This is a genomic window from Actinacidiphila yeochonensis CN732 (assembly GCF_000745345.1).
Taxonomy (GTDB): Bacteria; Actinomycetota; Actinomycetes; order Streptomycetales; family Streptomycetaceae; genus Actinacidiphila; species Actinacidiphila yeochonensis.
Map to the genome: position 1 here is coordinate 1,267,849 of NZ_JQNR01000005.1, position 12,479 is coordinate 1,280,327.

10 protein-coding genes are annotated in these 12,479 nt (G+C 73.6%); 2 read left to right on the plus strand and 8 right to left on the minus strand.

The features are described 5' to 3' along the window. Nucleotides 1–58: 58 nt before the first annotated feature. The 6 genes from BS72_RS17260 to BS72_RS17285 form a co-directional block, all read right to left on the minus strand. Entirely contained in the window at nucleotides 59–691 is a 633-nt protein-coding gene (locus tag BS72_RS17260) for a polysaccharide deacetylase family protein (RefSeq protein ID WP_051951201.1), read from the minus strand. Between the two features lie 32 nt (nucleotides 692–723). Next, nucleotides 724–2,163 (minus strand): extracellular catalytic domain type 1 short-chain-length polyhydroxyalkanoate depolymerase, encoded by a 1,440-nt coding sequence (locus tag BS72_RS17265; protein ID WP_037911637.1) that lies wholly within the window; start codon nucleotides 2,161–2,163, stop codon nucleotides 724–726. A gap of 516 nt (nucleotides 2,164–2,679) precedes the next feature. After that, nucleotides 2,680–4,284 (minus strand): glycoside hydrolase family 3 protein, encoded by a 1,605-nt coding sequence (locus BS72_RS17270; protein WP_232792444.1) that lies wholly within the window; start codon nucleotides 4,282–4,284, stop codon nucleotides 2,680–2,682. Between the two features lie 225 nt (nucleotides 4,285–4,509). Next, a complete protein-coding gene (locus BS72_RS17275; RefSeq protein ID WP_037911639.1) occupies nucleotides 4,510–5,349 on the minus strand; it encodes a carbohydrate ABC transporter permease in 840 nt (279 codons plus the stop codon). Further along, nucleotides 5,346–6,323, minus strand: a complete 978-nt coding sequence (locus tag BS72_RS17280) for a carbohydrate ABC transporter permease (protein ID WP_037911642.1) — start codon at nucleotides 6,321–6,323, stop codon at nucleotides 5,346–5,348. Before BS72_RS17280 ends, BS72_RS17275 begins: the two co-directional genes overlap by 4 nt. Nucleotide 6,324: 1 nt before the next feature. Next, nucleotides 6,325–7,617, minus strand: a complete 1,293-nt coding sequence (locus BS72_RS17285; protein ID WP_037911643.1) for a sugar ABC transporter substrate-binding protein — start codon at nucleotides 7,615–7,617, stop codon at nucleotides 6,325–6,327. 303 nt (nucleotides 7,618–7,920) lie between these two features. Here BS72_RS17285 and BS72_RS17290 point away from each other — a divergent pair, with 303 nt between their 5' ends. Beyond that, the gene (locus tag BS72_RS17290; protein WP_037911646.1) at nucleotides 7,921–8,889 is read left to right on the plus strand and encodes a MurR/RpiR family transcriptional regulator; all 969 of its coding nucleotides are present in this window, start codon (nucleotides 7,921–7,923) and stop codon (nucleotides 8,887–8,889) included. A gap of 134 nt (nucleotides 8,890–9,023) precedes the next feature. On the opposite strand, the gene BS72_RS17295 is transcribed toward BS72_RS17290, so the two are convergent. Together BS72_RS17295 and BS72_RS17300 are read right to left on the minus strand one after the other, a co-directional pair. Then, a complete protein-coding gene (locus tag BS72_RS17295; protein WP_265736826.1) occupies nucleotides 9,024–10,262 on the minus strand; it encodes an anhydro-N-acetylmuramic acid kinase in 1,239 nt (412 codons plus the stop codon). Between the two features lie 236 nt (nucleotides 10,263–10,498). Next, complete coding sequence (locus BS72_RS17300; protein WP_037911648.1) at nucleotides 10,499–11,350, minus strand: enoyl-CoA hydratase/isomerase family protein; 852 nt, start codon at nucleotides 11,348–11,350, stop codon at nucleotides 10,499–10,501. A 161-nt stretch (nucleotides 11,351–11,511) separates the two neighbouring features. On the opposite strand from BS72_RS17300, the gene BS72_RS17305 reads away from it, so the two are divergent. After that, nucleotides 11,512–12,465: an AraC family transcriptional regulator gene (locus tag BS72_RS17305; RefSeq protein ID WP_037911651.1), complete on the plus strand. Its 954-nt coding sequence runs from the start codon at nucleotides 11,512–11,514 to the stop codon at nucleotides 12,463–12,465. The last annotated feature ends 14 nt before the right edge of the window (nucleotides 12,466–12,479 follow it).

The window sequence follows — 12,479 nt, forward strand, 5'->3', positions numbered from 1 at the left end:
GGGCGCGGCCGGGCCGCAGCGGAGGCCGGAGGGTGGTCAGCCGACGGCCGGAGAGCGGTCAGCGGACGTCCGGGAGGGTGAACTCCCAGCCCTGGGAGCGCAGTCGGGGGATCAGCTGTTCGACGGCGTCGACGGTCTGGCTGCGGTCGCCGCCCGCGTCGTGCAGCAGCACCACCGCGCCGGGGTCGACGCCGTCCTCCAGCCGGCGCAGCAGTTCGTCGGCGCCCGGCGGCACCCAGTCCTCCACCGACAGCCGCCAGCCCAGCGGGACCATGCCCAGCTCGCGGGCGACCCCCGGGGTGCGGCCCCAGTTGCCGTAGGGGGCGCGGAAGTAGGGCACGGGCGTGCCGGGGACGGCGGCGGAGATCGCGGAGGAGGTCGCCACGAGGTCGGCGCGGACCCGGTCCGCCGACCAGCCGGACATGTCGTCGTGGTGCATGCCGTGGTTGCCCAGGACGTGGCCGTCGGCGACGATCCGCCGCACCACGTCCGGGTGCCGCAGGACGTGCGCCCCCCACAGGCAGAAGACCGCCGTGACCTCGTGGGCGCGCAGCACCGACAGCAGCCGCGGGGTGTGGACCGGATGGGGACCGTCGTCGAAGGTCAGGGCCACGGACAGCCCCGGCGCGGTGGTGGAGTCGACGACGGCGGGCACCTGGTCCGGTAGCCCGTGCGCGCTTGCGGTGGTCACGGCGGTCTCCTGCGTTCTGGGGGTGGTGCGGGTCAGTGGGCCTGGCAGGTGACGGCCAGGCCGGCGGGGGGCTGGCCGGCGCCGCTGACGGTGTAGCCGAAGGCGGTGCCGGCCCCGGCGGCCACGGTGCCGTTGTAGCTCGCGTTGGTCACGGTGACCTGGCTTCCGGAGGTGGTCTGGGTGCCGTTCCACAGGCTGGTGATCGTCTGGCCCGAGGGTTGCGTCCACGAGACCGTCCACCCGGACAACGCCGACGTCCCGGTGTCCGTCACCGTCACCTGTGCCTGGTATCCACCGGTCCACGCGCTCACCGTCTGGTACACCGCCGAACACCCGGCGCTCGGCGGAGTCGTGCCACCGGTCGTACCTGAGGACGACCCGGCCGTCGTTCCCGACGAGGTTCCGGCGGTCGTTCCGGCGGTCGTGCCGGCGGAGGTTCCGGCCGTCGTGCCGGAGGAGGTTCCGGCCGTCGTGCCCGCCGTCGTTCCGGCCGTCGTGCCGCCGGTCGTCGTACCGCCGCTGCCGTCGAGGCCGAAGAACGCGATGGCCGCTGCCGCCATGCCGCTGGTCGGCAGGGTGTGCCCGGCGCCCTGGACGCTGACGCCCTCGACCGGGGCCTGGGTGCCGGCGGAGCCGTAGCGGGTGCGGGTCCAGGTGGACTGCGGGTGGTCGGTGAGGACCGGGGTCTGGCTCACCCCGAGCACGTTGGTCCACTGCTTGATCTCCTCACCGAAGTTCGGGTAGGAGAGCGTGGTGTCCGCGGTGCCGTGCCACAGCTGCATGCGCGGCCGGGCGCCGGTGTAGCCCGGGTCGCCGGAGCGGGCCAGATCGCCCCACTCCTGCGCGGTCTTGATCGACTGCCCGCTGGAGCAGGTGCTGTTCCAGGAGGAGCCGTCGGTGGTGGCGAAGCAGCCGAAGGGCACGCCCATGAAGGCGGCGCCCGCCTTGAAGACGTCCGGGTAGTCGCCGGCCAGCACGTTGGTCATCATCGCGCCGGAGGAGGCGCCGGTGACGTACACCCGGTCGGCGTCGCCGCCGTAGTGCTGCTCGGTGTAGGTGACCATCGACATGATGCCGACCGGGTCGCTGCCGCCGCCGCGGGTGAGGGCCTGCGGTGAGGAGACGTCGAAGCAGCTGCCGCTGCGGGTCGCCGACGGGTAGACCACGATGAACCCGTACCGGTCGGCGAGCGAGGCGAACTCGGTGCCGGAGTAGAAGCCGGGGCCGGAGCCGGTGCACTGGTGGACGGCGACGAGGACCGCCGGGTGCGCGGGCGCGCTGTTCGGGACGTACACGTACATGCGCAGGCCGCTCGGGTTGGCGCCGAAGCCGGTGACCTCGGTCAGTGAGGCGGCGTGCGCGGTCGTGGGCGAGGTGGCGGTCAGCAGGAACGCGGCCAGCAGCGGCGCGATTCCCGTCAGCAGGACGGCCAGCAGCCGTCCTGCTGGGCTCTTCCCGTTCTTCCGGAGCATGGGTGTCCTTCCGGTCCGCACCTCGTGCCGGGACCCCCGTCGTCCCGGCGCGCGGGCGGTTCTGGGTGGGGGGAACGGCCCGGAGGCCGTCGAAAGGTTTCGACACCTTCTCGAATGTTTCGGGAACGATAAGCCCGGTGGCGGAGCGCGTCAAGGTTCCTGACGGCCTCGCGTGACCCGCCGGGCGGGGCGGTGGCCGGGGGCTGCGGGAAGAGTTCGGGAAGGTCGCCCGGAAGACCGCCGGAGCCGGGTGCGGAAAGGGCTGCTCGCGAGGGTGGCGGGCGGCGGCGGGGCGGCCGGCGGGCTCGCGCACCCGGCGGCGGACGCGCGCCGGACGGCTGCGCGGGTCGCGAATTTTCGCCGCGCTTTCGTTAAGTTCCGGCGCCGGTAGGGAACGTGGTATCAGCAGTCAGCGGCCCGACCGTGAACCCGCGCTGGGGAAAAGGGCGTTCGGCCGACTGCTCCCGGGTGCGCCTCGGGCCGCGGCGCTGCGGCCAGGGGCGCACCCGGGATGCTTCAGCGGGAGCCGGTCAGGAGAGCGGTGGCCGCGCGGGCGGTGGGCCAGGAGTCGCCGTAGGTGAAGACCGCGCGGCGGGCCGCCGGGATGTCGTCCGGGCCGCTGGGCCAGCCGAGGCACAGCACGACGGCGTCCGGGTGCAGGGCCAGTTGGCGGTCCAGCTCGGCCGCCTCCAGCGGGTCGGTCCGGGGGGTGCCGGTGACCAGCACGTCCACCGGGAGGTCGTCACCCGGGCGGGGTCCGGCGGCCGGGGGAGCGGTGGCGGCCGCGAGGTCGGCGGCGTCGGCGCGGCCCTCGGAGCCGGTGGTGGGTGCGAACACCGCGTCCACCACCGTGCCCGGCAGTGCCTCGGCCAGCGCCCGCAGGGTCAGCCCGGACAGCCGCCCGGAGGCGATGTTCCGGCGCCGCCGCACGTCCACGACACGGACCTCGCCGCGCAGCGTCCCCGCGACCTCGCCGCGCACCCGCAGTGCCTGCCGGGCGGCGGCGTACTCCGCCCAGTCGGGCTCGCGCCGCTGGGCGCACCACGTGGTCAGCCGGCGCACCCGCGCCGCCGCCTCCGCCAGCCGCCGCCGCGGCAGCCGGCCGTCGGCGACGGCCGCCACGACCTCGTCGGCCGTGGTCCGGAAGATCTCCTCGTCCGTGCCCGTGGCGCCCGCGCCCGGCCCCGGGTTGCCCAGGCACACCAGGTCGACGCCGGCGGCCAGGGCCGCGACCGTGCCGCCGGCCAGGCCGAGCGTCTCGGTGACCGCCCGCATGTCCATGGCGTCGGAGACGATGACGCCGTCGAAGCCCAGGTCCTCGCGGAGCAGCCCCAGCACGGCCGGGCTCACCGTCGCCATCCGGTCGTCCAGCGCCGGGAAGACGATGTGCGAGGTCATCACCGCGTGCACGCCCGCGGCCACGGCGGCGGCGAACGGCGGCAGGTCCCGGGCCCGCAGGGTCGGCAGGTCCACGGTGACGACCGGCAGGCCGACGTGCGAGTCCACCGAGGTGTCGCCGTGCCCGGGGAAGTGCTTGGCGCAGGCCGCCACGCCCTCGTCCTGGAACGCCCTGACGAACTCCACCGAGTGCGTCGCGACCACGTCCGGGTCCGAGCCGAAGGAGCGCACCCCGATGACCGGGTTGGCCGGGTTGGAGTTGACGTCCAGCACCGGGGCCAGCGCCATGTCGACGCCCGCGGCCCGTACGTCGCGGGCGATGTTGCGGGCCACCGCCCGGGTCAGCTCGGGGTCGCCGGCGCTGCCGAGCACCGCCGCGCCGACGTGCGGGGAGCCCGCGCGCACGTGCAGGCGGGAGACGGCGCCGCCCTCCTCGTCCATCGCGATCAGCACCTCGCCGGCCGCGTGGACGGCCTCCGACAGCCGCGCGGTCTGCTCCGCGGATTCGAGGTTGTGCCCGAAGTAGCAGACGCTGCCGAGGCCCCCGGCCAGCGCGTCGAGCAGCCATCGCGGCGGCTCCGTGCCGTCGAACCCCGGCATGAGTACGGCGTACGCCAGCCGGCGCAGCTCCCGCGCCTCCTCGTCCATGCTCTCGACACCCTCCGGGTCCACCGGGGCCTCCGGGTCCACCGGGTTCATCAGGCCCTCCGCCTCGACCGCCACGTCCCGCGTCCTTTGCTGTCTGCCGCTGTCTTCGTTGTTCGCTGTTCGCGTTCGCTGTCCGCGTGCTGTCCGCCGACCGCCGGCCGGACGGTACCGCGCCGTCCGACCGGGACGCCGCAGCCGCGGTCCTGACGGGTACTCCGCCGATCCGGCGCCGGACCGGGGCACGGCCCCGCGGCGGTGCCCCTGCCGGGGACCCGCCGCGGGGCCGTGGCGCCTGTGCCGCTACTTCACCGCGCCCGCCACCAGGCCGACGGTGAGCTTGCGCTGGGCCAGTACGAAGACCACCACGACCGGCAGCGTGACCAGGGTGGACGCCGCCATCAGGCCGCCCCAGTCGTTGGTGTTCTGGCCGAGGAACTCCGCCAGGCCGACGCCCACCGTCATCTGGCTCTGGTCGGAGAGGAAGGTCAGCGCGAAGGTGAACTCCTCCCACGCCAGCACGAAGGCGAACGCGGCGGTGGCCACCAGCCCGGGCACCACCAGCGGAAGCAGCACCGAGCGGAACATCCGGAACCACGAGCAGCCGTCCAGGTACGCGGCCTCCTCCAGCTCCACCGGCACGGCGGCCACGAACCCGCGCAGGTTCCAGATCGCGAACGGCAGCGAGAACGCGGTGTAGACGATCGCCAGCCCCAGCAGCGAGTTGAGCATCCGCATGTCCTTCATCTGCAGGAACAGCGGGATGACCAGCGCCTCGGCCGGCAGCATCTGCACGACCAGGATCAGCACCAGCACCGTGGTGCGCAGCCGGAACCGGAACCGGGCCATGGCCACCGCGCCCAGCAGCGCCAGCAGGCAGGTGGCGACGACCACGATCACCGTGACGATCGCGGAGTTGAGCATGTAGTGGCCGAAGCCGCCGGAGGCACCCGGCTTCAGCGCCTTCGTGAAGTGGCTGAACGTGAAGTGCGTCGGGAACAGGCTGTCGGTGCCCGAGGCGGCCCGGCCGTTGAAGGCCGTGGACAGCATGAACCACACCGGGAACAGCGTGAAGAGCAGGACGGCGGCCGCACCGGTGTACTTGCCGACGACACCGGCGGTCGAGGAGCGTCGTGCGCTCATCCGATCTCCTCCTCTCGGAACAGCACCCGCAGGTAGACCGCGGTGATGGCCAGCAGCAGCAGCGTCAGCAGCACGGCGATGGCCGCGCCGAGCCCGTACTGGTTCTGGTTGATGGCCTTCATGTACGACCACACGCCCAGGTTGAGCACGTCCGGGTTGGTGCCGGAGCCGCCGGGCATCAGGTAGATCTGCGTGAAGACCTTGAAGTCCCAGATCGTGGAGAGGACCGTCACCACGGCGAAGACCGGGCGCAGCACCGGCACGGTGATCTGCCAGAACCGCTGCCAGGCGGTGGTGCCGTCCAGCCGGGCCGCCTCGTACAGCTCCTGCGGGACCGTGGTCATGCCCGCGAAGAGGGTGACGGCCACGAACGGGTAGCTGTGGTGGATCACGTTCAGCTCGGCGATGGCGTAGAACGACAGCCGGTTCGTGAACCAGTTGTAGCCGTCCGGGCCGAGCAGCCCGGCGCCCTGGAGGGCGTGCCGCACCACCCCGGAGTCCGGGTCGAAGATCCACATCCACACGTAGGTGCCGGTGACGGCGGGCAGCGCCCACGCCACCAGCGCGGCGCCGATGACCGCGGCCCGCATCCGCCGGCCGAGGTGCTGGAGCAGCAGCGCCACCAGGGTGCCGACGCCGACCGTGCCGGCCACCGCGACCACGGCGAACAGCACCGTGTTGGGCAGCACCGTCTTCCACAGGTAGTCGCCGGAGACGGCCTCGCGGTAGTTGTCCAGGCCGACGAAGCGCGGGTGGCCGGAGATGATCTCCTTGAGCCCGTACTCCTGGAAGGACAGGTAGACCACGCGGATGATCGGGTAGAGCAGCAGCGCGGCGATCACCGCCAGCGGCGCGGCCAGCAGCAGCCAGGGCCGCAGCCGCACGAGCAGCGAGGGGCCGCGCCGGGCCGGGCGGCGCGCCTCACCCGCGGCTGCGGGGAGAGGGCGCGTGCCGGCCGCGGAGACGTCCTCCACGTCAGTTCTCCTGGAGCGTCTTGGTGATGGCGTTGGACGCGGTCGTGGTGGCCTTGTCCACGGAGGTGCCCGTCAGGATGGACTGGAGCATCTGGGTGATCGTCTGGTCGCCCTCGACGCTGCCCCATCCGGACGCGCTCGGCACGTTCTTGCCGCCCTTCAGCATGGCCTGGGCGAACGGCGCGACCAGCGGGTCGGAGCTGTCGGCGTAGGACTGCAGGGCGGTGGTGGTGCTCGGGAAGTACCCGGCCTCGTCGGCCCACTTCTTGCTCAGGTCGCCGGTGGTCATCATCTTGATGAACCTGAAGGCGAGGTCGGGGTTCTTGCTGGTCTTGAGGACCGCGAGGTTGGAGCCGCCGAGGAAGGCCGGGGCGACGCCGCCGTCCTTGCCGGGGATCGGGAAGGCACCGATCTCGTTCTTCAGCGAGGGGTTCTGGGCGATCGCGGTCTTCGGGGTCCAGTTGCCCTGGATCACCATCGCGGCCTTGCCCTTGGCGAAGGAGTCGAGCAGGTCGGTCTCCTTCCACGTGGACGCGCCGACGCTGGAGGAGCCGTCCTTGAGCGCGAGGCTGGTGTAGAAGCTCAGCCCCTCGCGGGCCTGCGCCGAGTCCAGGGAGCCGGTCCACTTGCCGTTCGCCTGGGTGGCGAAGTCGCCGCCCGCGCCCCAGACGAAGGGGGCGGAGCCGTAGGCGCTCTCGCCGGCGATCGGCATCGCCATCATGCCGGGCTTCTTGGCCTTGAGCGTCTTGACGGTCTGCTCCAGCTCGGCCCAGTTCGTCGGCACCTTCAGGCCGAGCTGCTGGAAGACGTCCTTGCGGTAGACGATCGCCCGCACACCGGCGTACCAGCCGACGCCGTACTGCTTGCCGTCGTAGGTCGCGGAGTCCTTCAGCGCCGGGATCAGGTCCTTGCCCATGCCGGACGAGCTGATCTCGGAGGTGAGGTCGTCCAGGCCGCCGGCCGCGGCGAACTCCGGCGTCCAGGTGGTGCCGATCTCGGAGACGTCCGGCCCGTCACCGGAGGCGAAGGCGCGCACCAGCTTGTCGTGCGCGTCGGCCCACTGGACCTCCTGCACCTTCAGGGTGGCGCCGGTCTGGGCCTTGAACTCCTTCTCGGCGGCGGCGTAGAAGGCCGACGCGTCGGGGTTGGTGCCCTTCATGACCCACCAGGTCAGCGACTTGCCGCCGGCGGAGGAGGACGACGAGGAGGACGAGCCGTCGTTCCCGCACGCGGCGACGAGCAGGAAGAGGGACGCGGTGAGTCCGGCGACACCGGCTCTGCGCAGAGGTCTCATCGGGCTGTTGTCTCCTTCGGTGCGGCGCCGGTGGCGCACTGTGCGGTGGTGCCGGGGAGGCTTCGACGATCCGGAGGGTGGTCGGCGGCGGGTGCCGCCGACCCCCGCGACGCGCACCGCGACTCCGCAGTCGTGTGAACACCTGCTGAACGGCCGCTAACGGACCGCCCGTGAGCTGCGGCGATGCGCCAAGTATGGGGACGCCGTTCAGCGCAGTCAATAACTGCCAGGCTTCGTCTTTCTGATGTTGTTTTTTAACATCGACCGACGGATACGCTGTGCCGACGCCACCAGGAGGAAGCCATGACCAAGCGGGCAAGGCCAGGTGCGGCGGGGGCGGGCGGCCCCGGATCCGAACCGCTCACCGGCGACGTGCTGGTGCGCATCCGCGGTCTCGTCCCGTCACTCCAGCCCGCCGAACAGCGGGTCGCCGCAGTCGCGCTGAGCGATCCGGCGGCGGCCGCGCGGCTGTCCAGTACGGCGCTGGCCGAGCAGGCGCGGACCTCGGTGACCACGGTGATGCGCTTCTGCCGTGCGGTCGGCCTCGCCAACTACCCCCAACTACGGCTGGCGTTGGCCGGAGCGGCGGCCCGCGAGGACGCGCACAGCGCGGAACGGCTGCGCGCCAGCGGGGACATCAGCGAGCAGGACACCCTCGCGCAGATCGTCGACAAGATCATCTACAACGAGGCGCGGGCGCTGGAGGAGACCGGCGCCGCGCTCGACCTGGACATCCTGGAACTGGCCGTACGGGCGATAGCGAACGCCCGCCGGATCGATGTCTTCGGCGTCGGTGCCAGCGGGTTCGTCGGGCAGGACCTCCACCAGAAGCTGCACCGCATCGGCCTGATGGCCTTCATCTGGACCGACGCGCATGCCGCGTTGACCGCGGCGGCGCTACTCGGCAAGGGCGACGTGGCCGTCGCCATCTCGCACTCCGGCGCCACCGTGGACACGGTGGACCCGCTCCAGGCCGCGGCCGAGCGGGGCGCCACCACCATCGCCATCACCAACTTCGCGGGGTCCCTGCTCACCCGCTACGCCGACCTGGTGCTCACCACCGCGGTCCGCGAGATGCCGCTGCGGTCCGGCTCCACCGCCAGCCGGATCGCCCAACTGGCCGTCATAGACTGCCTGTTCGTCGGCGTCGCGCAGCGGTCCTACGACCGGGCGAGCGAGGCGCTGGCGCGGACCTTCGGCGTGGTGCACCAGCGCCGGCCGCACTCCCCGAGCCGGCGGACGGCGGCGAACGAGGCGAACGAGCAGCAGTAGGCGGGCGGGCCGGGCGCACGCTCTCGCGCGGGGTGCGCGAGCGGGCGCCCGGCCGCCGGGTCGGCCGGGTCGGCCGGTGCCGCGGGTACGGCCGGTGTCGCCGGTGCCGCGGGGGCTGCGGGTTCTCCCCCCGGTCAGTGCGCGGCGGGCGGCAGGACCGCCATCCGCCGCACCGGGCCGGCGGGCTCGGGCAGCCGCAGCGGACCGGAGCCGGGGCTGATCCGGCCCAGCACCCGCGGCACCGCCGACCCGGTGGCGCCCGGTACCACGCCCGGCAGCTGATGCCAGGTCAGGAAGCCCAGCAGGGCCATGAGGTACGCCTCCTTGTCGCCCGCCGGCAGCCCGTGGTCGTCGCTGGTGGTGACGGTGACCGGGTGCAGCCTTGCGCGCAGCGCGGCCAGCAGCGCCGGGTTGCGCACCCCGCCGCCGGAGGCCACCACCTCGGAGAGCCCGAACGGGAGCAGCGCGTCGGCCACGGTGACGGCGGTCAGCTCGGTCAGGGTGGCCATCAGGTCCGCGTCGGCCACCGGCGGCAGCCCGGCCGCGCGGGCCTGCGCGTAGTCGGTGGTGAACAGCTCCCGCCCGGTCGACTTCGGTGGCGCGAGCCGGTAGTAGGGCTCGGCCAGCAGCCGCTCCAGCAGGTCGGTCCTGACCGTGCCGGCCAGGGCCATCCGGCCGTCCACGTCGCTGCCGAGCCGGCCGCCGGTGATCCGTCGGGCCGCCGCGTCCAGCAGGCAGTTGGCGGGGCCGGTGTCGAACGCGGCCACCGGCTCGCCAGGGGCGCCCACCACGGTCGCGTTGGCGATGCCGCCCAGGTTGAGCGCGGCCCGCCGGGTGGCCCCGGTGCCCGGCGTCGGCCCCTGCGCCGCACCCGGACCCGGCGTCGGCGTCGGCGGTTCGGCGGCGAGCCACAGCGCGTCCAGGGTGCTGGCCAGCGGGGCGCCCTGGCCGCCGGCGGCGATGTCCCGGGCCCGCACGTCGGAGACGACGGGCAGGCCGGTGGCCTCGGCGATCCACGCGGGCTGCCCCAGTTGGAGGGTGGCGCGGGCCCGGCCGTCCTCCACCCAGTGGAAGACGGTCTGCCCGTGCGAGGCCACCAGGTCGGCGCGGCCCCCGGCGAACCGTGCCACGGCCTCCGCGGCGGCCCGTGCCGAGGCCTGCCCGACCAGCGTGTCCACCGCGCACACCTCGGCGAGGTCCACCCGGGCCGGGGGCAGCAGCCCCAGCAGCCGCTCCCGGGTCTCCGGCGGCCACGGGTACTCGGCGGCGCCCAGCGGACGCAGCGTCAGCAGCCCGTCGGCGAGCTCGAACTCCGCCACCGCGACGTCCAGCCCGTCCATCGACGTGCCCGACATCATCCCCACCACGATCACGCGCCCCACCTGCTCTTTCCATTCGGCTCCGCCCCTGTGCGGGCCGCCCGCACACCCTACGGACCCGCCGCCCGCGTCGCCGCGCCGCGTTCCCGCGAGCCGCCCGCCGCCGGGTTCCGTGGGACGGCGGCGGTCGGCGGCGGTCGGTGGCGGGACGGCGGTGGAACGGCGGTGGAACGGCGGTGGAACGGCCGGTTCCGGCATCGTTTCCCGGAGGGGGCGGCGGGACCGCCGGCTCATCCGAGCCGGTCGAAGAGGCCTTCGAGGTCGAGCTCGCCCTCGCGGGTCTGGACTCCGGCGGCGACCGCCCGGCGTATCCGGTCGACGACGGACTGCGGCGCCGGGTAGACCTTCACGTGCGCCTGGGCCTCCTCCAGCAGGTTCGGCACCGCCCCGCCGGCCTCGGCGGAGTCGACGGCCTGCACGGCCGCCTCGACGACGCCGGACGGGATGGCGGCGATCCGGTGCGCCAGCCGGTCCACGAAACCGTCCAGCTCCTCCGGGGCGACGGCCCGGTTGATCCAGCCGTACCGCTCGGCCAGCCCGGTGTCGTACAGGTCGGCGCCGAGGATCACCTCAAGGGCCCGGGCCCGGCCGACAAGGCGCGTGAGGTACTGGGTGCCGCCGCCGCCGGGGAAGATGCCCATGCGCGTCTCGGCCTGGGCGAACCAGGTCTCACCGCGGGCGGCGAACCGCATGTCGGCGGCCATGGCGAACTCGGCGCCGCCGGCCCGCAGGCGCCCGCGCAGCTTGGCGATGGTGACCTGGGGCAGCGTCCGGAACCGCTCGTGCAGCTGCTGGAGCGGGTTGAGGTTCGGATCCCCCTCGTCGTCGGCCAGCGCCATCAGGTCGGCGGGGTCGAACATCCAGTTGATGTCCGCGTGGGCCAGGAAGAACTCCGGGTCCGCCGACTCCACGACGATCACCCGCAGGCTCTCGTCGTCCCTGGCCTCCCGGGCCACCCGGATCAGGTCGGCGGCCAGAGCCCTGTCGAGGGTGTTGAGCGGCGGGTTGTCCAGCGTGACGGTGGCGACGGCGCCGTCGCGGGTGACGCGCAGGGCGGTGTAGCCGGTTTCGGAGAGAGGCATGGTGTTCCCTTGGTCGGTGGCCGAGCGGCGCGGGTCCCGCGCTCCTCCTTGACCGTACGAAGGGCACGCCGGTCGGTTCGATGCCTGAAACGCCGACTTCTTTGTCCGTCTGCGTCATGGCTCCGGTCAACCCGTGCGCGGCGGCTTGTAGTGTTCCCGGTATGGACCTGTTGGACGACGCGCTCGCGCTCGCGGGCGTACGCGGAACCGCGGCGCTCCGGATCGAGGCCGGCCGGGGCTGGGGGATCACCTGGGCGCGGAACGCCGACGCGGTGCTCTACGCCGTCGCCGCCGGGAACGCCTGGGTGACCGCCGAGGGCGCCGACGGCGAACCCCTGTCGGTCGACCTGGGCCCCGGGGACGTGGTCCTGCTGCCCACCGGCGTCGCGCACAGCATCGCCGACGACGCGCACCGTACGCCGCGGCCCTGCGACACCGCGGCCACCGACGACCTGCGACGCGTGGGCGAGCCGCTACGGCTGGGGGCCGGCGAGTCCCGGACCCGGCTCCTCGGCGCGTCCTACCGGCACGACCGCGTCGTCTCCCTGCACGTGCTCAACCTGCTGCCGCCGGTCGTCCACATCCGGGCCAACCGGGCGGACGGCGCGCTCGACGACACGGTGCGCATGATCACCCGGGAGACCGCGTCCCCCCGGCCGGGTACCCAGGTGGTCCTCGACCGGCTGGTCGACATCGTCCTCGTCCAGGTCCTGCGCGGCTGGCTGGACTCCAACCCCGGTCTCAGCCGCGGGTCCTGGATCGGCGCGCTCGCCGATCCGCTGGTCAGCGACGCGATGGTCCGGATGCACGAGCGGCCCGCCCGCCCCTGGACCACCGAACGGCTCGCGCAGGAGCTGGCGGTGTCCCGCTCCACCCTGACCCGGCGCTTCCAGGACGCCACCGGACAGAACCCGGCGGAGTACCTCACCCGGTGGCGGATGGACCTCGCCGCCCGGCAGCTCCGCGACACCGACACCGGCATCGACACGGTCGCCCGGTCCGTCGGGTACACGTCCGTGCACGCCTTCAACCGGGCCTTCCACCGCACCAGGGGCCTGCCCCCGGCGCGCTTCCGCACCACCTCCCGCGAGACGCCCGTCGCCGCGGCTACCTGACCGGCGAGGGCCGC

What these genes read in the sequence shown, in the direction of transcription:
- BS72_RS17300 (WP_037911648.1), bottom strand. Translation starts at nt 11,350, where the DNA reads ATGCCTCTCTCCGAAACCGGCTACACCGCCCTGCGCGTCACCCGCGAC.
- BS72_RS17290 (WP_037911646.1), top strand. Translation starts at nt 7,921, where the DNA reads ATGACCAAGCGGGCAAGGCCAGGTGCGGCGGGGGCGGGCGGCCCCGGA.
- BS72_RS17265 (WP_037911637.1), bottom strand. Translation starts at nt 2,163, where the DNA reads ATGCTCCGGAAGAACGGGAAGAGCCCAGCAGGACGGCTGCTGGCCGTC.
- BS72_RS17275 (WP_037911639.1), bottom strand. Translation starts at nt 5,349, where the DNA reads ATGAGCGCACGACGCTCCTCGACCGCCGGTGTCGTCGGCAAGTACACC.
- BS72_RS17285 (WP_037911643.1), bottom strand. Translation starts at nt 7,617, where the DNA reads ATGAGACCTCTGCGCAGAGCCGGTGTCGCCGGACTCACCGCGTCCCTC.
- BS72_RS17305 (WP_037911651.1), top strand. Translation starts at nt 11,512, where the DNA reads ATGGACCTGTTGGACGACGCGCTCGCGCTCGCGGGCGTACGCGGAACC.